24 protein-coding genes and 4 pseudogenes are annotated in these 19465 nt (G+C 70.0%); 20 read left to right on the forward strand and 8 right to left on the reverse strand.

Going from position 1 to position 19465, the window contains the following annotated elements; translation table 11 throughout:
• Positions 1-49: 49 nt before the first annotated feature.
• A pseudogene (locus tag ACFYOH_RS39605) lies at positions 50-565 on the reverse strand (HoxN/HupN/NixA family nickel/cobalt transporter); the annotation flags it as partial.
• 14 nt (positions 566-579) lie between these two features.
• Here ACFYOH_RS39605 and ACFYOH_RS39610 point away from each other — a divergent pair.
• From ACFYOH_RS39610 to ACFYOH_RS39620, 3 genes and pseudogenes are all read left to right on the forward strand, one after another.
• A pseudogene (locus ACFYOH_RS39610) lies at positions 580-840 on the forward strand (acetoacetate--CoA ligase); the annotation flags it as partial.
• A complete protein-coding gene (locus ACFYOH_RS39615) occupies positions 837-1184 on the forward strand; it encodes a DoxX family protein (protein ID WP_388635978.1) in 348 nt (115 codons plus the stop codon). The pseudogene ACFYOH_RS39610 and the gene ACFYOH_RS39615, both read left to right, overlap by 4 nt.
• A 72-nt stretch (positions 1185-1256) precedes the next feature.
• Complete coding sequence (locus ACFYOH_RS39620) at positions 1257-1961, forward strand: hypothetical protein (protein WP_388635980.1); 705 nt, start codon at positions 1257-1259, stop codon at positions 1959-1961.
• 72 nt (positions 1962-2033) lie between these two features.
• On the opposite strand, the pseudogene ACFYOH_RS39625 reads toward ACFYOH_RS39620, so the two are convergent.
• From ACFYOH_RS39625 to ACFYOH_RS39640, 4 genes and pseudogenes are all read right to left on the reverse strand, one after another.
• Positions 2034-2287: pseudogene (locus tag ACFYOH_RS39625) on the reverse strand (4-hydroxy-2-oxovalerate aldolase); the annotation flags it as partial.
• A gap of 288 nt (positions 2288-2575) precedes the next feature.
• A complete protein-coding gene (locus ACFYOH_RS39630; protein ID WP_388635982.1) occupies positions 2576-2887 on the reverse strand; it encodes a transposase in 312 nt (103 codons plus the stop codon).
• A 346-nt stretch (positions 2888-3233) separates the two neighbouring features.
• Positions 3234-3671: pseudogene (locus tag ACFYOH_RS39635) on the reverse strand (transposase); the annotation flags it as partial.
• A gap of 785 nt (positions 3672-4456) precedes the next feature.
• Entirely contained in the window at positions 4457-5332 is an 876-nt protein-coding gene (locus tag ACFYOH_RS39640) for a trypsin-like serine peptidase (protein ID WP_388635984.1), read from the reverse strand.
• A 253-nt stretch (positions 5333-5585) separates the two neighbouring features.
• On the opposite strand from ACFYOH_RS39640, the gene ACFYOH_RS39645 reads away from it, so the two are divergent.
• The 6 genes from ACFYOH_RS39645 to ACFYOH_RS39670 are packed head-to-tail and all read left to right on the forward strand — an operon-like array spanning position 5586 to position 9126.
• A complete protein-coding gene (locus ACFYOH_RS39645) occupies positions 5586-6080 on the forward strand; it encodes a Fur family transcriptional regulator (protein WP_388635986.1) in 495 nt (164 codons plus the stop codon).
• Between the two features lie 8 nt (positions 6081-6088).
• A complete protein-coding gene (locus ACFYOH_RS39650; RefSeq protein ID WP_388635988.1) occupies positions 6089-6301 on the forward strand; it encodes a hypothetical protein in 213 nt (70 codons plus the stop codon).
• A gap of 9 nt (positions 6302-6310) precedes the next feature.
• A complete protein-coding gene (locus ACFYOH_RS39655; protein ID WP_388635990.1) occupies positions 6311-7360 on the forward strand; it encodes a CobW family GTP-binding protein in 1050 nt (349 codons plus the stop codon).
• A complete protein-coding gene (locus tag ACFYOH_RS39660; RefSeq protein ID WP_388635992.1) occupies positions 7357-8382 on the forward strand; it encodes a WD40 repeat domain-containing protein in 1026 nt (341 codons plus the stop codon). The genes ACFYOH_RS39655 and ACFYOH_RS39660 overlap by 4 nt, the downstream gene beginning before the upstream one ends.
• A 47-nt stretch (positions 8383-8429) precedes the next feature.
• The gene (locus ACFYOH_RS39665; RefSeq protein ID WP_388636095.1) at positions 8430-8780 is read left to right on the forward strand and encodes a (2Fe-2S) ferredoxin domain-containing protein; all 351 of its coding nucleotides are present in this window, start codon (positions 8430-8432) and stop codon (positions 8778-8780) included.
• On the forward strand, positions 8767-9126 hold the full coding sequence (locus ACFYOH_RS39670; RefSeq protein WP_388635994.1) for an ArsR/SmtB family transcription factor: 360 nt from the start codon (positions 8767-8769) through the stop codon (positions 9124-9126). Before ACFYOH_RS39665 ends, ACFYOH_RS39670 begins: the two co-directional genes overlap by 14 nt.
• Positions 9127-9149: 23 nt before the next feature.
• Here ACFYOH_RS39670 and ACFYOH_RS39675 read toward each other — a convergent pair whose 3' ends face one another.
• Complete coding sequence (locus ACFYOH_RS39675) at positions 9150-9443, reverse strand: hypothetical protein (RefSeq protein WP_388635996.1); 294 nt, start codon at positions 9441-9443, stop codon at positions 9150-9152.
• Positions 9444-9698: 255 nt separating this feature from the next.
• On the opposite strand from ACFYOH_RS39675, the gene ACFYOH_RS39680 reads away from it, so the two are divergent.
• The 7 genes from ACFYOH_RS39680 to ACFYOH_RS39710 all read left to right on the forward strand — a co-directional run bounded on the left by ACFYOH_RS39680 (position 9699) and on the right by ACFYOH_RS39710 (position 15528).
• On the forward strand, positions 9699-10658 hold the full coding sequence (locus ACFYOH_RS39680; RefSeq protein WP_388635998.1) for an ATP-binding protein: 960 nt from the start codon (positions 9699-9701) through the stop codon (positions 10656-10658).
• Between the two features lie 51 nt (positions 10659-10709).
• Positions 10710-11102 carry an SCO5389 family protein gene (locus ACFYOH_RS39685; protein WP_388636000.1) on the forward strand — a complete coding sequence of 131 codons (393 nt, stop codon included), beginning with the start codon at positions 10710-10712 and terminating at the stop codon, positions 11100-11102.
• A gap of 261 nt (positions 11103-11363) precedes the next feature.
• Positions 11364-12341, forward strand: coding sequence for a metal ABC transporter solute-binding protein, Zn/Mn family (locus ACFYOH_RS39690; RefSeq protein WP_388636002.1), 978 nt, complete (start codon positions 11364-11366; stop codon positions 12339-12341).
• Between the two features lie 120 nt (positions 12342-12461).
• On the forward strand, positions 12462-13292 hold the full coding sequence (locus ACFYOH_RS39695) for a metal ABC transporter ATP-binding protein (RefSeq protein WP_388636004.1): 831 nt from the start codon (positions 12462-12464) through the stop codon (positions 13290-13292).
• Positions 13279-14190 carry a metal ABC transporter permease gene (locus ACFYOH_RS39700; RefSeq protein WP_388636006.1) on the forward strand — a complete coding sequence of 304 codons (912 nt, stop codon included), beginning with the start codon at positions 13279-13281 and terminating at the stop codon, positions 14188-14190. Before ACFYOH_RS39695 ends, ACFYOH_RS39700 begins: the two co-directional genes overlap by 14 nt.
• On the forward strand, positions 14187-15056 hold the full coding sequence (locus tag ACFYOH_RS39705; RefSeq protein WP_388636008.1) for a metal ABC transporter permease: 870 nt from the start codon (positions 14187-14189) through the stop codon (positions 15054-15056). Before ACFYOH_RS39700 ends, ACFYOH_RS39705 begins: the two co-directional genes overlap by 4 nt.
• Before the next feature lie 13 nt (positions 15057-15069).
• Positions 15070-15528 carry a Fur family transcriptional regulator gene (locus ACFYOH_RS39710; RefSeq protein ID WP_388636010.1) on the forward strand — a complete coding sequence of 153 codons (459 nt, stop codon included), beginning with the start codon at positions 15070-15072 and terminating at the stop codon, positions 15526-15528.
• A 35-nt stretch (positions 15529-15563) separates the two neighbouring features.
• Here ACFYOH_RS39710 and ACFYOH_RS39715 read toward each other — a convergent pair whose 3' ends face one another.
• The gene (locus tag ACFYOH_RS39715) at positions 15564-16274 is read right to left on the reverse strand and encodes a cation transporter (RefSeq protein ID WP_388636097.1); all 711 of its coding nucleotides are present in this window, start codon (positions 16272-16274) and stop codon (positions 15564-15566) included.
• 14 nt (positions 16275-16288) lie between these two features.
• Positions 16289-16624, reverse strand: coding sequence for an ArsR/SmtB family transcription factor (locus ACFYOH_RS39720; protein ID WP_388636012.1), 336 nt, complete (start codon positions 16622-16624; stop codon positions 16289-16291).
• A gap of 113 nt (positions 16625-16737) precedes the next feature.
• Between ACFYOH_RS39720 and rpmF the strand changes: the two genes are divergently transcribed.
• The 4 genes from rpmF to infA all read left to right on the forward strand — a co-directional run bounded on the left by rpmF (position 16738) and on the right by infA (position 19453).
• A complete protein-coding gene (rpmF, locus tag ACFYOH_RS39725; protein ID WP_388636014.1) occupies positions 16738-16908 on the forward strand; it encodes a 50S ribosomal protein L32 in 171 nt (56 codons plus the stop codon).
• Positions 16909-16914: 6 nt separating this feature from the next.
• Positions 16915-18114 carry a GTP-binding protein gene (locus ACFYOH_RS39730; RefSeq protein WP_388636016.1) on the forward strand — a complete coding sequence of 400 codons (1200 nt, stop codon included), beginning with the start codon at positions 16915-16917 and terminating at the stop codon, positions 18112-18114.
• A 251-nt stretch (positions 18115-18365) separates the two neighbouring features.
• Positions 18366-19163, forward strand: coding sequence for a GNAT family N-acetyltransferase (locus tag ACFYOH_RS39735; RefSeq protein WP_388636018.1), 798 nt, complete (start codon positions 18366-18368; stop codon positions 19161-19163).
• Between the two features lie 65 nt (positions 19164-19228).
• A complete protein-coding gene (gene infA, locus ACFYOH_RS39740) occupies positions 19229-19453 on the forward strand; it encodes a translation initiation factor IF-1 (protein ID WP_103817901.1) in 225 nt (74 codons plus the stop codon).
• Positions 19454-19465 lie beyond the last annotated feature (12 nt).

Raw genomic sequence — 19465 nt, forward strand, 5'->3', positions numbered from 1 at the left:
CGGCGAAACGGTTGGAGCTGCATCCGCCGAGCTCACGTGTCAATTGCCGTCAGTCGCCCTGCTGCTCGGCCGGCCGCAGCCCAGCGCTCCACTTCTCCTCGATCCGCCCGAACTTCCACACGGCCAGCGCCGCGGCCCATGCGACGAAGAAGAGGCCGACGACGACGAAGCCCAGAGTGTTCAGACTCAGGCCGCCGACCCAGTCCCAGAAAGCGCCGTGCAGGCCTGCCTTGTCGGCGAGCAGGCCCAGCAGCTCGGCCGTGCCGATGATCAGCGCGACGGCGACGGACAGGCCGGTGATGGTGAGGTTGTAGTAGACCTTCCGTACTGGCTTGGAAAAGGCCCACCCGTAGGCGAAGTTCATGAACGTGCCGTCGATGGTGTCCTGCAGGCTCATGCCTGCCGCGAAGAGCACCGGCAGGCAGAGGATGGCGTACCAGGGCAGACCGGAGGCCGCTCCTGAGCCGGCCAGCACCAGCAGGGCAACCTCTGTGGCGGTGTCGAAGCCGAGCCCGAACAGCAGGCCCAACGGATACATCTGCCAGCGCCTACTGGGGCGCGTGATGCGAGTCCCTGTGCGACCGGATCCGTGACGCGATCCGCACCGGCGCCTCACCCCGCCACGTCCCCGACGAGATCCTCGCCGTACCGGCCATCCCGCACACCAGAACCGGCAAGAAACTCGAGGTCCCGGTCAAGCGCCTCCTCCAGGGCGCCCCCGCCGAGCAGGTCCTCAACCCCTCCGCGGTCGACAACCCCGACCTGATCGCCCACTTCGCCGGCCTGGGAGCCGAACGCCGCCAGGCCCGTCGTCCGCACACCCCCGAAGGCGTCTCGTGATCCTCTCCGCCTCGCTGACCTGTCTCATCGCGTTGATCTTCGCCCTGCTGGGCGCGGCCAAGATCCTGGCCCTGGGTCCGATGCCCGAGCTGGCCGCCCACGCCGGCTTCACCACTGCGGCCTACCGGGTCATCGGCGGGCTGGAGCTGGCGGGCGCCATCGGCGTGGCCCTCGGCCCGGTCGTACCGCTGTGCGGCGGGCTGGCCGGCATCGGGCTGCTGATGCTGCTCGCCGGTGCCGTGACGACGCACGTACGCAAGGGCGACGGGCTGACCAAGCTCCTCCCCGCGGTGACATGCGCGGCCCTGGTCGCCTGGTATCTCGCACTCCTCGCCGGCCTCTGACCCGTTCCTGGAGACTGCCGGCGGCCACTCGTCCTGTTAGCGGGCCCACGGCGGGGCTGGCAGACTGAATCTGTGGTTCCGCTGACGGTCGCGGCGGATCAGATCGCGTCCTCATCGCTTACCGGCGCCAGTGTGGTATCAGTCTGCGCACTGCTCTTCACCGTCGCGTCGTTCTGGTGGCTCAACGCCCGACAGGGACGCCTGCAGGCGTGGGAACCTCATTCCTTCGCGGCGATCGTCCACGGTTCCACGGCACGCCTACGACTGCCGCTCGTCCTGCACAACACCGGTCCCAAGCCGATCGTCGTGCAGGACCTCATCCTGACCTTCCCCGATGAGCCCGCCTCTCATCTACCCCTCCTGTGGGTGTCCTCCCCGTCCCGGCTCCAACCGGGGCCGGACGAGGAGGCGAAGCTGCCGGCAGGGTTCGTCGTGCCCGGCAGAGAGGCGCAACAGCTCTTCCTCGAGTTCGAGGCACCGTTTTCCGGATTCCTCCCGGAGGCCCGTGACTACAAGGCCCAGATACAGGTGCGGGTCGGCCACCGCAAGGGTTGGCGCCCCTTGCTGACGTTCAGCTTGAGGGCCGCCAACATCATCGATCCAGATCGCTACACCGTTTACAACAACGCACCGCTCGAGCTGACGAAGGAAGACCAGAAAAGAGCGGATGCCGCGCTCCTAGAACTGCTGGAAGAGCACGGGGACGGCTCCCCTCCGGGCGGCAGGAGACAGGGAGACCCTCCGAATGACGAAGGGGACGCCGACACGAGCCGCTGACATCGCCGTCCGTCCTGTGACGTGGACAGCGGCGGCACCGGCCCCGCCGGGCCACCACAGCCACCGCACCGATCACTCGCGCCAGTCGACGCAACCGGCCGCCGCGAGGTCGAGCGCAATGTCCGTGATCATGTCCGCCTGGCCGCCGACCATCCTGCGCCGGCCGGCTTCGACAAGGATCGCCCGGGTGTCCAGGCCGTGACGGCGCGCCGCGGTACACGCCCGCGTACCCGAGGGCGAGCGTCTCGCGGTCCACCCGCACCTCGCGGGCCGGCAGGGGGCGGACGATGTCGGTCGGCAGCGTCCATCAGGCGGAACAGGTCGCAGCTTCCGCGACCATGAACAGCCTGCGGACGAGAAGCCCGTGCGCCCCTCGGCGGGGGCAGGCATCGCCTCAGACGCCTCCAGGGGCGTTCGACTATGCAGGGGCGAAGGCTATGACTGTTGGTCGCCAAGGACCCCGGCCGGATTTGCCGAGCACTCGGCGCCAGGGCGCAGGGAGGAGAACCCGAGGGCAGCCGTGCCGACGCCGGAGCTGCAGCACACCCGCCCGGAAGCCCCCGCCGGCCGCGCCTGTAGGAGCTTGCCGTCGAACGCAGCTCTCACCGACGCCCCTATGACGCGGGGGTGCGGGCAACCGGTCTGACCAGGTTGAATACCTCGCGAGCTGCGTATCGCTTGAGGCATCGGATGATCTCACGGCGGGTCTTGCCCTCCTGGGTGCGGCGTTCGTGGTACGCCTTGGTGCGCGGGTCGTGGCGCAGGCGGGTGAAGACGATCCGGTGCAGGGCCGCGTTGGCCTGGCGGTCGCCGCCGTAGTTGAGCCGGCGCGTGCTCCGACGGCCGGAGGAGTACTCGATGGGGCTGACTCCGCAAAGGGCAGCAAAGGACGCCTCGGTGTTCAGTCGCTCGGGGTTGTCTCCCATGGTGATCAGGAGTGACGGCGCTGTCCGGGCCGATGCCCACCTGTTCGAGTAGCTGTGGGGCGTGGCGTTCGACGAGCCGGGTCAGGCGTTGGTTCAGCTCGTCGATCTGAGCAGTGAGCTGCTCGATGCGCTCGGCGAGCATGCGCAACGTCAGGTGGGTGGCCTGTGCCACCGCGTCCTCGCCTCCCCCACCGTCGGGTGGGCCGAGGCGTGCGCAGGTGTGGAACAGCTCGGCATTGCCCAGGCTGGACAGCTGTTCCCGCAGGGCGGCATCAGCGATTACCGGGACGGCCTTGAGCTGGTTGATCGCCTGAGTACGGGCCTTGACCGCGGAGTCCTCGGCAAGCTTGAACAACCGGGCGCTGTGCACCGGACCGTCGCCGGACTTGGCCCGGGCCTGAGCGCGACCACTGAGCACGGCCCGCGCGGCAGCCTGCGCATCGAGCGGGTCCGACTTCCCCAGCAGACGACGGGCCGAGCGGTCGGGCCGGTTCACCTCGTACACCTGGACCCGCTGAGCCAGCAGGTAACGGGACAAGCCCGCCCCGAAAGGTGCCAGTGCCCTCCGCACCCGCCCGGCGCACCGTCCCCGCTTACGGGCCCACGCGAGCAGCTGCCGGTAGCCGGCCGCCGTCGCCGGGAAGGACTCGGTCCCCAAGATCTTCCCGAGCGGGGAGACCACGGCAGCGACATGCACCTCGCCGTGCGTGTCCACGCCCAGGACGACCTCGCGCCGAACGGGCGGATCCGTGTTGGAGGAGGTGCTGCGCTCTCTGGTCGTCATGGTGGTTTGCCTCTCCGCGCGTGACGTGCTGGTGGATGGCACCGGCCCTGCTCGGGCGGTCTGAACCGTGATGGCGCCGGAAACTCGGCAAGGCCCCTATGGGGACACGCCCTGTGGCTCGGTGGCAGGCAGCGTCCCGCAACGGCAGTCGGCAGGTCCGTGACTGGACACGTCGGTCATGGATCTCATGAGTCAGACCCCCGTCCGGGACAGCACTGCGCAACCGTCCCACTGCTTCCGTACAACCGTCTGACCCGACCACAGCAGGATGGCTTCGTCCGAACCGGCGCTCAACCTGGCCTGGACGGGCTGACAACGAGCTGACTCTTCGCCCACTCGTGACCGGAATTGACGGTCAGCCTTGTGGCCGCCTTGCCAGCGGTCCTTCGTCGACCATGGCCCGAACGGTCAGACGAACGCTCGACAGGGCTGACCCCGAACAGCGCGGCGAAGAACGCCTCGCTGGCTAGGCGCTCCGGGTTGCCCCCACCGTGTTGATGGCCTCAGGCGGCGATCGTGGTCGGACGGGCGGCGGCGAGATCCTGCGGCTGTGTCCGTACGTCGTTGACCGCGGCGGTCTGGTACGGGCGAGCCGTGTCCAGCAGGGTGTTGAAGCCGAGAGGCCACGAGAGCGGAGTCGACGCGGGCGGCGGCGCCGAGGTGCGTCTCAGCCTGGCGCTCGTTGCACCCGGCCGTCTGGGTTCGTCGCGGGCATCGCGGCCTTGGCGGCGACGCCGAGGAGACCGAGGGGCGTCTGGGTGCCGAGGTGTGCGGATGAACTGGGCTCAGTCCTCGTCCTGGGCTCGTCGGTAGAGCTTGGCAATGTCGTCGTCGAAGTACGCGGCGTAGGACACATCGTCCTGGTCTCCGCCGCCCTCGTGGCCGCCCAGGACGCCGATGACGGTGCCGGTGTGGCTCTTGGGGTCGTAGTCGGCGAGCCAGGGGCTGCCGCTGGTCCCGTCCTCGAGACCGGTGCACTGGATGCGCAGCTGGGTGTCGCTGAACTTCGTGGTGCGGTTCTGGCATGAGATCGGGGTGTCCCGGCTGGCGGGGTAGCCGGTGATCTTGACCTTGTTGTCGAAGCCGCGGTTCATGCCGAAGGTGTTGCCGCCCAGGACGTCCTGGATGTCCTTGCCGTCCTTCTGGTCCAGGACGAGGAAGGCGACGTCGAGGTCCTCGTCCTGCGACTTGGCCCAGCGGTCGTCGACGACCACCTTGCTGACCTTCCACAGGCCGGTGGGTTCGTCGCCGTTGCGGTAGCCGGGGGCGAAGACCAGGTCGTTCAGTGGCTGTCCGGAGTCGGCGTCGAAGGCGCAGTGGGCCGCGGTGATCAGCATGTTCCGGCCCGGACTCCGCACCACGCTCGCCGTGCAGAAGTGGGCGCCCTGGTCGTCCTTCTCGAAGACCGCGCCGATCCGGGCGTTCTCCTCGGTCCTGCGGGGGGTGTACGCGGTGCCGTCCTTGGCCGGGGCCGTCGCGGAGAGGGCCTGGTCCTGGTCCTGGTCCTGCGGGGACTGGCCCCGCTCGCCGGACTTGCCGAAACCGCTGCGCCCACTGCTTCTGGCCGTATGAGTTTCCCACGCGGCGTCGCCCACCACTGCGGCTGTCCCGATGATGACCAGCGTCAGGGGCAGGACGGCATTCCTGGCTAGCGAGCGCACAAGGTCATTATCGACGCGGGTCGGGAGTCCGGGAGGTGCTCCACGGGGAGGTTCCCGTCACATTCCACCGTCCCGAAGGCACCGGCCTGACAGCCCGCACCCGCAAGGACCTGCCGTCCGATTGCCCCGGCAGCACTGCTGAACCAGGCGTCGCCAACCAAGCCGCACATGACTGGTTCATATGGACATGGATTTCATTTCCATCTACGGTGGAGCGTGCCGACCCGGCACGAGCCACAGGGGGTGATGCGCCATGAGCGGCCGGACGACCCGACAACGCAAGGCGGTCACGCGGGCACTCGCGGGCTGCCAGGACTTCGTGTCGGCCCAGGACTTGTACGCCCTTCTGGTGGCCGGCGACCACGCGATCGGCCTGACCACCGTCTACCGCGCCCTGCGCGAGCTGGAGGCGGACGGCAGCGTGGACGTCGTACGCGACGAGACCGGCGGGCGGCTCTACCGGCTGCGCCCGGCCGACGGGCACCGCCACTACCTGATGTGCCGCGGCTGCGGCCGCAGCCGCCCGGTGGACTCCGAGGTCGTGGAGGAGTGGGCGGGCCGGATCGCCGCCGCGACCGGCTTCACCGCGGTCGAGCACACCGTCGAACTCACCGGCGTCTGCGCCGGCTGTCTGCCCCACACCGACGGAGGCCGGCCGTCCGGGGACGGAGAGGGAGGAGAGGAACAGCCATGCCACTGGGATCGCGGCCCGGGCCTCCGGGACCCAGTCCGCAGCTGCGCGAGCTGAAGGAGACCGTGCGTACCCTGCTCGATCTCGACGACGACACCGCCGTCCTGATCCGCCAGCTCGCCTGCACCGAACCGGACTGCCCGCCGTTGGAAACGGTCGTCGTCGTGCTGCCGATGGAGGGCGACGCCCGCCGCTGGACGCTGCACCGCCCCGCCGACCAGATCACCGAGGACGACCTGCGGGCCGCCCTCCTCGCCACACCTGAACAGCACGACTAGGAGACCGACTTGACCTCCCCCGAACCCGGCGAGCCGCGCGACGTGGGGGCACCCCCGGACGAAGTCTGGGGGAGGGTGCCCGTCACCGTCCTGACCGGCTTCCTCGGCTCCGGCAAGACCACCCTCCTCAACCGCATCCTCACCGAGAACCACGGCATGAGGATCGCGGTCATCGAGAACGAGTTCGGCGAGGTCGGCATCGACGACGCCCTGGTCCTCGACGCCGAGGAAGAGATCTTCGAGATGAACAACGGCTGCATCTGCTGCACCGTGCGCGGGGATCTGATCCGCATCCTGGGCGCGCTGATGCGGCGCCGCGAGAAGTTCGACCACATCCTCATCGAGACCACCGGACTGGCCGACCCCGCACCTGTCGCGCAGACCTTCTTCATGGACGACGAGATCGCCGCCCAGCTGCGGCTGGACGCCATCGTCACCCTCGTCGACGCCGCCCACGTGCTCCAGCACCTGGACGAGGTCAAGCCGGAGGGCGTGGAGAACGAGGCCGTCGAGCAGATCGCCTTCGCCGACCGCGTCGTCCTCAACAAGACCGACCTGGCCGACGAGGAGACCATCGGACAGGTCGTGCGCCGTATCCGGGCCATCAACGGCGGAGTGCGGATCATCCCCGCACAGCACGCGCGCATCAATCTGCACGAAGTGCTGGACGTGGGCGCGTTCGACCTGGAGCGGGTGCTCGCCGACGACCCTGCCTTCCTCACCGAGACCGAGCACCAGCACGACACCACCGTCACCTCGGTCGGCATCGAGCTGGCGGGCGAACTCGACGAGGACCGGCTCAACGCCTGGCTCGGCCAGTTGCTCCGCACCAAGGGCGTCGACCTCTTCCGCTCCAAGGGCATCCTCGCCATCGCCGGAGCGCCCAAGCAGTACGTCTTCCAGGGCGTGCACATGCTGCTGGACGGCACCTTCGGACGCGACTGGCTCGAAGGCGAAACCCGCACGAACAAGCTGGTGTTCATCGGCCGCAACCTCGACCGCGAGGGGCTCGAACGCGGCTTCGCCGACTGCCTGACCACGGCGGGAGCGGCCGCGTGAGTACGACGGTTCAGTCCCCGCTCGCCTGGGAGGCCGGCGTCGACGACGCACCCGTCGCGCTGAGGGCGCGGGGTGATCTGGTCGCCGTCGCCGGGGCCGAGGGGACGGTGAAGCTCCTCGACGCGGCGATGGGCGCCGAGATCGGCGCGTTCGACCTTCCCGGAGGCGCACTCGCGGTCGCGCTCTCCCCGGATGCCCGGCACGTGGTGGCGACTGGCCCCCTGGGATACGCCCTGTGGCGCCGCTCCGACGGGCGTACGACGGTGCGGGAGTCCGGTGCCTGGTCGGCCGCCGCCGCCTGGGCCGACAACACTCGGGTCGCGGTCGCCTCCGGCCGTCGCGCGCTCGTACTCGACACGGACGGAGGCGAGTTGTGGCGCACGGAGCCAGCCGCGTCCACCGTCACCGACCTCGCCTGGATGCGGCAGGGACGACGCCTGGCTGTGGCGGCGTACGGCGCCGTGCGCTGCCACGAGCGGCACACTGAGAAGCCGGTCGCCACCTACCCCTACGTCGGCTCCCACCTCGCACTCGCCGTCGCGCCCACCGGGCGGTGGATCTGCAGCGGCAACCAGGACGCCTCCATCCATATCTGGCGTGCCCGCGACGGCGGCGAGCTGACCATGTCCGGCTACCCGGAGAAGGTCTCCCGCCTCGCCTTCGACGACACCGGCTTCTGGCTGGCCGCCGACGGCGCACCCGACGTGACCGTGTGGGACTTCTCCGGCAAGGGCCCGGAGGGCACGGCACCGCGCTCCCTGCGCTGCCACGAGACGGTCACCGCGCTCGCCTGGCGTCCGGGCGCGGCCGGGCATCTGGCCAGCGGCGGCGCCGACGGCACCGTAGCCCTGTGGCACGCCACGGCCGGGCGGCCGCAGGCACGCCTGCGCCCGGCGCGCGAACTGGACGGCACCGGTGCGGCGGTCGGGGCGCTGGCCTGGGCAGGCCCTCACCTGCTGGCCGTCGCCTGGCGGGACGGCCGGATCCAGACGTACTGCGTGCCGTCCCGGACCGCGCTGTGAACCGGTCTGTGATCCGGGCGGCCGCTCCCCGCCCCTGCACGCTCGTCATGTGCCGGGGCTGCTGCTGCGGCAACCCCCGCAAGCACCCGAGCACCGACCACGCCTGGCAACTGGAACGCCTGCGCGCCGGCGCGGCACAGCACGGCTACCAGGTCCGCACGACGGACTGCCTCGGCCCCTGCGACCAGGCCAACGTCATCGTCGTCCAGCCCTCCACCGCCGGGCGCCGGGCCGGAGGCCGCGCAGTCTGGGTCGGCTTCGCCATGGACGACGACAGCACCGACGACCTGCTGAGCTGGGCAGCGCAGGGCGGACCCGGCATCGCCGAACCGCCAGCCGCCCTGGCACTCCAGCTCATCCGCCCACCGCGCGAGGCCCGCGCCCGTGCACGCCGATGACCTCGACGCCGGCGGCCGCGACGTCCTCGCGGCCGCCCGGCTCGACGAAGCCACCGCCTCCTCCGTCGCCACAACGCTCCAGGCCCTGGCCACACCGTCCCGCCTGCTGATCCTCACCGCCCTGCGGCAACGGCCCTACCCGGTCGGCGAACTCGCCGCCGCCGTCGGCATGGAACAGTCCGTCTCCCACCAACTGCGCCTGCTGCGCGCCCTCGGCCTGGTCACCGGCCGCCGCGACGGCCGCCGCATCGTCTACAGCCTCTACGACGACCACGTCGCCCGACTCCTCGACCAGGCCGTCCACCACATCGAGCACCTGCGCCTCGGCGTCCGCGACCTCGACTGACGCACACCACCAGTAGCAGCACGTCAGTTGAGGGGGGCGACCTGCTGCGGCGCCGGGGCCGCCCGGAGCCGGTCGGGCAGTGTGCCGTCGTCGGGCATCCCGGCCCGCAGCCACACCCCCACCGCCTCGGCATCGGCTTCCGTGACCAGCGGACCGAGGCGTACCACCATCCCAGTGGGCCTGCGGTCGATCCCGCAGGGCTGCACAGCGCCTTGCAGCCCGCGGCCGCCTTGGCAATGCAGCACTTTTCCCAGGCAACCGGTGGAGACCATCACCGCGTGCGGGCACTCCCGGAGCGCGTGACGCAGCCCGTTCATCGCCCCTCCCCTCGCGGCGGCAGGGCATGAGCCGCAGACGACAAGGGTGAAAGGGCGGCTCTGACGGTCGCCGGCGGTATCGCTCATCTCCGTGTTTCCTCCGCATGAGTGGAAGAGATCCCCTGTTTGCCGCCGCGGAGGCCCAACCCACCGCAGCGGTCGGCGAGTTGACGCACCGGGGATTTGACAGCACCTGGCCGCACCACCAGCCTATGCGCATGACATCCATTTTCAATAGAGGGGGTGGCGGTTAGCATGCGTGTTGCCTTCGTCGGCAAGGGCGGCAGCGGCAAGACGACCCTGTCGGCCCTTTTCTCCCGCCACCTGGCGCACTCGGGGGCGCCGGTCGTCGCGATCGACGGCGACATCAACCAGCACCTGGCCCACGCCTTCGGCCTCGACGAGGACGAGGTCTTCGCCGCGCCGCCGCTCAGCGCGCGCACCGGCGAGATCAAGGACTACCTGCGGGGCGCCAATCCGCGGATCCCGTCCCGCGACGCCATGGTCAAGACAACCCCGCCTGGACGCGGCTCCCGGCTGCTGCGGCTGCTCGGCGACGACGAGATCCACGGCCACCACGTCCAGGAGGTCGGCGGCGTACCGCTCATGGTCAGCGGCACCTTCGACGAGAGCGACCTCGGAGTGGCCTGCTACCACTCCAAGCTCGGCGCGGTCGAGCTGTACCTGAACCACCTCGTGGACGGCCCCGGAGAGTACGTCGTCGTCGACATGACCGCCGGCGCCGACGCCTTCGCCTCCGGCCTGTTCACCCGCTTCGACATGACGTTCCTGGTCGTCGAGCCGACCCGCAAGAGCGCCTCGGTGTACCGCCAGTACCGCGACCACGCAGCCGAGTTCGGCATCCCGATCGCCGTCGTCGGCAACAAGGTCACCGGCGAGGAGGACCTGCTCTACCTCAAGAAGCACGTCGGCGACGACCTGCTCGCGCACTGCGAGCAGTCCTCCTACGTGCGCGCACAGGAACAGGGCCGCGGCCATGGCGAGCTGGAGCCGCACAACACCCACACCCTGGACCTGCTGCGCGCGGCCGTGGACGCCCGCCCCAAGGACTGGGCAGCCTTCCAGGAGCACGCCGTTCAGTTCCACCTGCGCAACGCCGCCGCCTGGGCCAACGAGGCCACCGGCCAGGACCTCGCCACTCAGGTCGACCCGGACTTCCGGCACGGCCCCGCATCACTGACCGCCTTCGCCTGACCCCCACTCCCCAAGACCAGAACCCCGAGCAAGAGAACAGGACAGCCCTTCATGTCACTCGACGTCTCCCCGCAGCTCCTCGCCGAAGCCGAGAACGGCGAGGTACGGGAGCAGGACTTCGTGGAAACGGTGCGCACCTCCCTGCCGTACGCCTACGACCTCATCGCCCGCCTCGCGGAGGAACTGCGCTCCGGCGCCGCGGAGTTCGCCGACAACCAGACCCCGCCGCCCTCCGAGAAGGAGCGCGGCCAACTCCTGCGCGCCCTGTCCAGCGACGCCATCCGGGGCAGCCTGGAACGCCACTTCGGCATCGCCCTCGCCTTCCAGAACTGCCACCGCGTCGCCGCCTTCCACCCCGAGGCGCGCGGCGGCGAGACCCACATCCGCTTCACCTCGCTGAGGGCGCAGATCCTCAACCAGTCGCCAGAGTTCCGCGACTGCTGAACCACTGCCGCTCGCGGCCGTCGACTGCCAGAACCGGCGTTCGGCAATCAGGCCGGCCACTTTGCCGCCAACGCTTGCCCCGGCGGTACCCGCCGCACCCCCTCCTTGCGCAGCACCGCGCACTCGTACGCCCGGTCAAAAGATGGCAACGGTTTTCATCTGGCATTGATCTGAAAATCATTTCCATCTAGCGTCAAAGGTGTCGCCCCACAGCCGGCGCGTGTCCGTCGCGCGCCCGGTATCGCCCGAAGGAGCTCCCGCATGTCCACCGCCCCCGCCTCCCGTTCCGCCCGGCCGACCGCGAGGATCGCACTGGTCACCGCGACGGCCGCCCTGACGGCCGTGACGGCGACCGCCTGCTCGACCTCCTCCTCCCACACCACCGACACCGCCGCGACCGGCAGCGGCAGCGGCTCGGACAAGACGATCCAAGTGGTGGCGGCCGAGAACTTCTGGGGCAGCATCGCCTCCCAGCTCGGCGGCAGCCACGTGAAGGTGACCAGCGTCATCAACAACCCGGACGCCGACCCTCACGAATACGAGCCGACCGCCGCCGACGCCCGCACCGTCGCCGGCGCCCAGTACACGATCGTCAACGGCATCGGATACGACGCCTGGGCCGACAAGCTGCTCGCCGCCAACCCCGGCAGCGGACGCACCCAGCTCAAGGTCGGCGACCTCGTCGGGATCAAGCCGGGCGGCAACCCGCACCGCTGGTACTCCCCGGACAACGTCCACCAGGTCATCGAGAAGATCACCGCCGACTACAAGAAGATCGACCCGGCCGACGGGGCCTACTTCGACCAGCAGAAGAAGACCTTCGAGACGAAGACGCTCGCCGGTTACAACAAGCTCATCACCGACATCAAGGCGAAGTACGCGGGCACTCCGATCGGCGCTTCCGAGTCCATCGTCACCCCGCTCGCCGAGGGCCTGGGGCTCAAGATGCTCACCCCGGAGACGTTCCTGGACGCCATGAGCGAGGGCTCCGACCCCACGGCCAAGGACAAGGCCACCATCGACCAGCAGATCAAGAACAAGAAGATCAAGATCTACGTCTACAACTCCCAGAACTCCACGCCGGACGTGCAGGCGCAGGTCAAGGAGGCCAAGGCCCAGGGCATCCCGGTCGCCACGGTGACCGAGACCCTCACCCCTGCCGGGGCCACCTTCCAGCAGTGGCAGACCACCCAGCTGCAGGGCATCGAGCAGGCCCTGGCCAAGGCCACCGGGAAGTGAACTGAAGCCATGAACCCGATAGCGAAGGCCCGAGAAGCCGTCACACACACCAGCGGCCACACCGTCCCCAGCCGCCGAAGCGGGGGGCACGACACGGCCACAGGAACAGGAAGCGATCCGGTGGTCGCCCTTCACGGTGCCGCGGTGCGGGTCGGCGGCCGGACGCTGTGGTCGAGGGTGGACCTTCGCATCGGGGCCGGCGAGTTCACCGCCGTGCTCGGCCCCAACGGCGTCGGCAAGTCCACCATGATCAAGGTGCTGCTGGGCGCCCTGCCGGCGGCGGCCGGTGAAGTTCAGGTGCTCGGCGCCCGAGCCGGGCAGGCCAACGACCGCATCGGCTACCTGCCGCAACGCCGCAGCTTCGACGCCTCCTTGCGCATCCGCGGCATCGACGTGGTGCGCATGGGCCTGGACGGTGACCGGTGGGGGGTTCCGCTGCCCTTCCCGAGCGAGCGTCGGCGGGCCGCTCGCGCGCGGGTGGACGAGGTGATCGAGCTGGTCGGGGCGTCGGCGTACGCACACCGGCCCATCGGGCAGTGTTCCGGCGGCGAGCAGCAGCGGCTGCTGATCGCCCAGGCACTGGTCCGCCGACCCGAACTGCTCCTGCTCGACGAGCCGTTGGACAGCCTCGACCTGCCCAACCAGAGCGCCGTCGCGGCGCTGATCGGGCGCATCTGCCATCACGAGGGCGTGTCGGTGGTCATGGTCGCCCATGACGTGAACCCGATACTCCACCACCTGGACCGGGTCGTGTACCTGGCCGAGGGCGGCGCCGCCACCGGCACACCGACCGAGGTCATCACCTCCGAGACCCTGACCCGGCTGTACAGCACTCCGGTCGAGGTACTGCGGACCTCGGACGGGCTGCTGGTCGTGGTGGGCCAGCCGGAGGCACCGGCCGTGCACACCGACCGCCACGACACCCCGGGGAGCGGTCATGCTGCTGGCTGAGACGGGGGCACCAACCTGGTCGTGGAACCTCCTGACCGACTTCCAGGACATGTGGTCGTACCCGTTCATGGTCAACGCGTTCCGCGCCGGCGCGGTCGTGGCCGTGGTCTCCGCGGTCGTGGGGTGGTTCGTGGTACTGCGGCGGCAGACGTTCGCCGCACACACCGTCTCCGCCGTCGCCTTCCCCGGCGCCGCCGGAGCGCTCCTGCTCGGGTTCAGCTCGGTCTACGGCTACTTCACTCTGTGTGTAGCCGCCGCGCTGGTCATCGCGGCCCTGCGCGGCGGCGGTGAGCACGAGGAGTCCGCGCTGACCGGCACCGTGCAGGCGTTCCTGCTCGCGTCCGGGTTCCTCTTCACCGCCCTGTACCGAGGGCTGCTGGAGGGACCGCAGACCATCCTCTTCGGCACCTTCCTGGGAATCACCTCCTCCCAGGTGACCGTGCTGACGGTGGTCGGTGCGGTGGTGCTCGCGGTGCTGGCGCTCATCGGACGGCCACTGCTGTTCGCCTCCGTCGACCCGCAGGTCGCCGCCGGGCGCGGCGTCCCGGTCCGCACCCTGTCGGTGGTCTTCCTCGTCCTGCTCGGCGCGGCCACCGCCGAGGCGAGCCAGATCACCGGGACCCTCCTGGTGTTCGCCCTCATGGTGATCCCGGCCGCCACCGCGCAAGTCCTCACCGCCCGCCCGGCGTTGAGCTTGTCCCTGGCCGTCCTGCTGGCCTTCGCCGCGACCTGGCTCGGGCTGACCGCCGCCTACTACTCGCCCTACCCCTTGGGCTTCTTCGTGACGACCATCGCCTTCGCCGGATACCTGCTCGCGCTGGGCCGGCGCTCGCTGCGCGAGGTACTCAGCCGCACCCGAGCCGGGGCCACGCCCACCGCCAAGGAGGTGATCGCATGACCGTCCTGCTCGCCGCCTCCCCGCTGTCCCACCCGTTCTTCCTGCACGCCTTCCTCGCCGGTACCGCCATCGCCGCGGCCTGCGGACTGGTCGGCTACTTCCTGGTGCTGCGGGCCCAGGTCTTCACCGGCGACGCGCTCAGCCACGTCGCCTTCACCGGCGCGATGGCCGCCCTCGCCTTCGGCGCCGACCTTCGCCTCGGGCTGTTCGCCGCCACCATCGCCATGGCGCTGCTCTTCGGCACCCTCAGCCGCAAGGGCCGGCCCGACGACGTGGTCATTGGGAGCGTCTTCTCCTGGATCCTGGGCCTGGGCGCCTTCTTCATCACCCTCTACACGACCTCGCGCAGCACCACCAACGGCACGGCCGGGGTGAGTGTGCTGTTCGGCTCCGTCTTCGGCATTTCCGCCGGCAGCGCGGCCGTCGCCGCTCTGGTGGCCGCGGGGGTCGGCCTACTGGTGGTCCTCATCGCCCGGCCGCTGCTGTTCGCCACGCTCGACGAGGCCGTGGCCGCCGCCCGCGGGATACCGGTCCGGCTGCTCGGCTACGGCTTCCTCGCCCTGGCCGGCATCAGCGCCGCCGAGGCCACCCAGGCGGTCGGCTCCCTCCTCCTGCTCGGCCTGCTCGCCGCCCCCGCCGGTGCCGCGATCAGGCTCACCGACCGCCCCTACCGTGCGCTCGCCCTCTCCGCCGGCCTGGCGGTGCTGGAGATGTGGGCGGGGCTGTTCGCCTCGTACTCGGTGCCGAAGATGCCGCCGAGCTTCGCCATCATGGCCGCCGCCACAGCTGTCTACACCGCGACGTTCCTGATACGACGGCCCGCCTCCGATCCTCGTACGTCAACCGCCGTCCCCACCGGCACATGAGCGAAGGCACTCGATGGCATCCGACCGCCAGTGCACCCCCACCCCGTCGCACGACGTCACGCTGATCGGCCGCCTCACCCAGCAACGCACCATCGTGGTCGAGGCACTCATCCGGGCCGACGGCTTCGTCGGCGCCCAAGCCCTCCACAACCAGCTCGCCGCCGCCGGCTCACCGGTCGGCCTCTCCACGGTCTACCGCACGCTGACCGCCCTGGCCTCCGTCGGCCGGGCCGACATGGTGCGCGACACCAGCGGCGAACGCCTCTTCCGCTACCGCCCGGGACCCGAACACCGCCACTACCTCATCTGCACCGACTGCGGCCTGAGCCGGCCTGTCGACTCCGGCCCGGTGGAGGAATGGGCGGACACCATCGCGCAGACCTCCGGGTTCGCGAACGTCCGGCACACGGTGGAGTTGTCCGGGGTATGCCCGGACTGCGGCCGACGGCAGGCTGCGGGCGAGCGCCGGTGAACGCCCGCGCCACTCGTTCTCCGGAGTGTTCTCCGTCAAGGGCAGCAGTCGCGCACCGGAGCACAGCCGCAGGCATCCGCCTCCGTCCGGCCGGCGCCCGGCGCGACGGCCGCCGGCGTCGCGCAGCATCCCTCCCCACGCCACGCGTCACGCCCCTCCTTCACCGCGACCGCGGCGATGACCAGGGCAGCGAGCGGATCGGCCCACGACCAGCCGAACACGGCGTTGACGAGGAGGCCCACCAGCAGGACCCCCGACAAATAGGTGCACAGCAGGGTCTGCTTGGAGTCGGCCACGGCCGATGCGGAGCCGAGTTCCCGTCCGGCGCGGCGCTGGGCCGCCGACAGCACCGGCATGACCACGAGCGAGAGGGCGGCCAGCACGATCCCGGCCAGGGAGCGCGTGGCCTCTCCTGTGCCGGTCAGGGCCCGTACGGCGTCCACGGTGACGTAGGCGGCGAGCGCGAAGAACGACAGCGCGACGATCCGCAACGCGGTCTTCTCCCTGGCCTCGCGCACCGCGTGCTCGCGGGCGGAGAACTGCCAGGCGACGGTGGCGGCCGAGGAGACCTCGATGACGGAGTCGAGGCCGAAGCCGATCAGCGCGGTGGACGAAGCCAGGGCCCCGGCCGTGAGGGCGACGGCCGCCTCGACGGCGTTGTAGGTGATGGTCGCGGCGACCAGGAGCCGTATCCGCCGGGCAAGCACACCGCGCCTGGCCGGGTCGGGGCCGAGGGACAGGGACATCTCTGCGCTCACGGTCAGCAGCACCCTTCGTCGTCGGCGTCGGCGCACGTCCGGTCGCCCTCGACGGCGACCACGGCGGTGCGCAGGTCGTCGAGCGCGTGGCCAAGGCGTTCGTGGGCGAGTTCGTAGCGGGTGCGGCGGCCGTCGGGGACGGTGACGACCAGGCCGCAGTCGCGCAGGCAGGCGAGGTGGTTGGACAGCCTGGTGCGCGAGATGTCCAGCGCGTCGGCGAGGTCCGCGGGATAGGCGGGTGCTTCCCGCAGGGCGAGCAGGATGCGGCAGCGGATCGGATCGGCGAGCGCCCGGCCGAACCGGACCAGGACCTCGATGTCGGAGGCAACAGTCAGCACACCGCCAACGATACACAGATTCCTGAATTCAGGGAACCATGAACTATGGTCATTTCGTAATGGTGTTCATTTTCATGTAGCCTTTGCTCACCATCCCAACCAGGAGGATTCTCATGGCCGTTCCCAAGCGGAAGATGTCCCGCAGCAACACCCGCCACCGCCGCGCCCAGTGGAAGGCGACCAGGCCCGCGCTCGTACCGGTCACCGTCGACGGCGTCCAACACCTGGTGCCTCAGCGGTTGGTGAAGGCGTACGAGCGCGGTCTGCTGCGCCCCGAGGGCTGAGCGTTGATGCCGTCCGATCCCTCCGGCCGACTGCCCGTCACCGTCCTGTCCGGATTCCTCGGCACGGGCAAGACCACCCTCCTCAACCACGTCCTCGGCAACCGCGAGGGCCTGCGCGTCGCGGTGATCGTCAACGACATGAGCGAGGTCAACATCGACGCCGCCCTGGTGCGCGGCGGCGAGGCAGCCCTGTCGCGCACCGAGGAACGCCTGGTCGAGATGACCAACGGCTGCATCTGCTGCACCCTGCGCGACGACCTGCTTCAGGAGGTCGACCGGCTGGCCCGCGAGGGCCGCTTCGACTACCTGCTCATCGAGTCGTCCGGCATCTCCGAACCCATGCCGGTCGCCGCGACCTTCTCCTTCGCCCGCGACGACGGCGCCACACTCGGCGACCTCGCCCGCCTCGACACCATGGTCACGGTCGTGGACGCCGCGAACTTCCTGCCCGAGCTGGCAAGCGGCGACGAACTCGCCGAGCGCGGCCTGGACCAGTACGCGGACGACGAACGCACCGTCAGCGACCTGCTGATGGACCAGATCGAGTTCGCCGACGTCATCGTCCTGAACAAGCTCGACCTCGTCGACGAGGAGTCCGCCGACCGGCTGCGGGCCACGCTCACCCGCCTCAACCCGGCCGCGCGTCTCGTCCCGGCCATCCACGGCCGCGTGCAGGTGAGCGACGTACTGGGCACCCGGCTGTTCGACCTGGAACGCGCCCAACAGGCCCCCGGCTGGGTGCGGGAGCTCAACGGCGACCACGTCCCCGAGACGGAGGAGTACGGCATCTCGTCCACCGTCTTCCGCTCCGAACTGCCCTTCCATCCGGACCGGTTGTGGACGTTCGTGACCGAGGAACTCGACAGCGGCGCATACGGACAGATCCTGCGCTCCAAGGGCTTCCTCACCCTCGCCAGCCGCCCGCACGTGACGGGCATGTGGCCACAGGCCGGTTCCGTCGCGCGCTTCGAGCCCTCCGCTGCACGCGCCACCGACAGCCCCGAGTGCCAGGAACTGGTCTTCATCGGCACGCACCTGCACGCGGACGCACTGCACGCGGCACTGACCGACTGCCTCATGGCCGACGGCGAGAGCCTGCCGCCAACGGACCCGTTCCCCGTCTGGGACACCTACGACATCGACGACACCTGCGATATCGACGACACCTGCGACCACGAGCATCCCGAACTCGTGGCGGGCCCCTGAGGGCCCCGGGCCGGGCGGCGAACACAGCCACGGCGCCGCCCGGCCCGGTATGGACACCAAGAGCTCCGGATAAATGCGTTGGGCTGACCGGCCCCCGCTGATAGCGTCTGGGCAGCCGTGAGAGAACGTGAGGAGGTGAGACCCATGAAGGCTGTATCCATGTGGGTGCTCCCCCATGTCGTCACGGTGGGCGATTGACGTAGGTGTCGCCGGGAGCGCCTCGGACAAGGCACTCCTGAGAGGCAACACCTATGAACTTTCTGCATTCCGCTCCGGGCACGGACAACCATCCGGTCGTGGTCACCCGGGTCTCGGACACGCAGTGGCACGCTGTGGAGGACGACCTGACGGTCGGCCGCGGCGTCGTTTCGCGTCGGCCCGACGGGCGGCTCTTCATCAGCATTGATGCGTGGCACGGCGCGGTCTTCGACCGCATTGCCGACGCGATGCTGGCGGACCTGCCGACACCGCTGTACACCGTCGTCGACGAGGCCGACCACGACTCGAGGTCCGCCTGGGAGCGGGCCGGCTTCGCCACCGCACGCCGCGAGTGGGGCTATCTCGTGCCCACCGACCCGCACATCACCGGTCTCGGCTCGGTGCGGCCACCGTCCGGCGTGACGATCCTGCCCGCCGGTGAGGCGGAGGAGGGCCCGCTGCGCGCCCTGGACCGCCTCATCCGCGACGAGGTCGAGGCCACCGTCGGATGGCGGACGATGCCGGCCGAGGTGCTGCCCCGCCCGGCGGGCACCACCCTGCTCGACCCATCGAAGTACGCGGTGGCGCGGCACGTGGATCAGTACGTGGGACTCATCCGGGTGGCACCGCTGACCCGCCAGCCACGGATCGGGTTGATCGCCGTCCGAGCTGACAGACACCGCCGCGGCATCGCCCGGACGCTGCTGGCCCACGCGCTGGGTTCGCTGCACCACTCCGGGACCGCTTCGGCATGGGCCGAGGTGAGCGAGACCAACGCGGCGGCCACCGCCCTCTTCGAGAGCATCGGTGCCCGGCGCACCGCCAGCACCCTGGAGCTCGTCAGCCGCTGACGATCCGTCATGTCGCACCGAGCGAAGCCGAAGACACCGTCGCAGAACGAAAGAAGTGAGAGACCATGACCAAAACAGCAGGGGGCGTAGAAGCCGAAGGCACCGTCGTCGAGTGCCTGCGCAACGCCACCTTCAAGGTGGAGCTCCAGAACGGGCACACGGTGCTCGCCCACATCAGCGGGAAGATCCGGAAGAACCGCATCAAGATCCTCCCGTACGACCGAGTGCTCGTGGAACTCAGCCCCTACGACCTCACCCGCGGCCGGATCCGCTACCGGTACAGGGCGTAACGGAAGGAGCCA

Origin of the sequence: Streptomyces sp. NPDC007856, from assembly GCF_042868225.1 — a bacterium.
Classification (GTDB): Bacteria; Actinomycetota; Actinomycetes; order Streptomycetales; family Streptomycetaceae; genus Streptomyces.

Coding starts and splice junctions, on each gene's coding strand:
- ACFYOH_RS39630 (WP_388635982.1), bottom strand. CDS start 2,887: ATGGGAGACAACCCCGAGCGACTGAACACCGAGGCGTCCTTTGCTGCC.
- ACFYOH_RS39645 (WP_388635986.1), top strand. CDS start 5,586: ATGAGCGGCCGGACGACCCGACAACGCAAGGCGGTCACGCGGGCACTC.
- ACFYOH_RS39665 (WP_388636095.1), top strand. CDS start 8,430: ATGTGCCGGGGCTGCTGCTGCGGCAACCCCCGCAAGCACCCGAGCACC.
- ACFYOH_RS39675 (WP_388635996.1), bottom strand. CDS start 9,443: ATGAACGGGCTGCGTCACGCGCTCCGGGAGTGCCCGCACGCGGTGATG.
- ACFYOH_RS39680 (WP_388635998.1), top strand. CDS start 9,699: ATGCGTGTTGCCTTCGTCGGCAAGGGCGGCAGCGGCAAGACGACCCTG.
- ACFYOH_RS39685 (WP_388636000.1), top strand. CDS start 10,710: ATGTCACTCGACGTCTCCCCGCAGCTCCTCGCCGAAGCCGAGAACGGC.
- ACFYOH_RS39690 (WP_388636002.1), top strand. CDS start 11,364: ATGTCCACCGCCCCCGCCTCCCGTTCCGCCCGGCCGACCGCGAGGATC.
- ACFYOH_RS39700 (WP_388636006.1), top strand. CDS start 13,279: ATGCTGCTGGCTGAGACGGGGGCACCAACCTGGTCGTGGAACCTCCTG.
- ACFYOH_RS39705 (WP_388636008.1), top strand. CDS start 14,187: ATGACCGTCCTGCTCGCCGCCTCCCCGCTGTCCCACCCGTTCTTCCTG.
- ACFYOH_RS39710 (WP_388636010.1), top strand. CDS start 15,070: ATGGCATCCGACCGCCAGTGCACCCCCACCCCGTCGCACGACGTCACG.
- ACFYOH_RS39715 (WP_388636097.1), bottom strand. CDS start 16,274: ATGTCCCTGTCCCTCGGCCCCGACCCGGCCAGGCGCGGTGTGCTTGCC.
- rpmF (WP_388636014.1), top strand. CDS start 16,738: ATGGCCGTTCCCAAGCGGAAGATGTCCCGCAGCAACACCCGCCACCGC.
- ACFYOH_RS39730 (WP_388636016.1), top strand. CDS start 16,915: ATGCCGTCCGATCCCTCCGGCCGACTGCCCGTCACCGTCCTGTCCGGA.
- ACFYOH_RS39735 (WP_388636018.1), top strand. CDS start 18,366: ATGAACTTTCTGCATTCCGCTCCGGGCACGGACAACCATCCGGTCGTG.
- infA (WP_103817901.1), top strand. CDS start 19,229: ATGACCAAAACAGCAGGGGGCGTAGAAGCCGAAGGCACCGTCGTCGAG.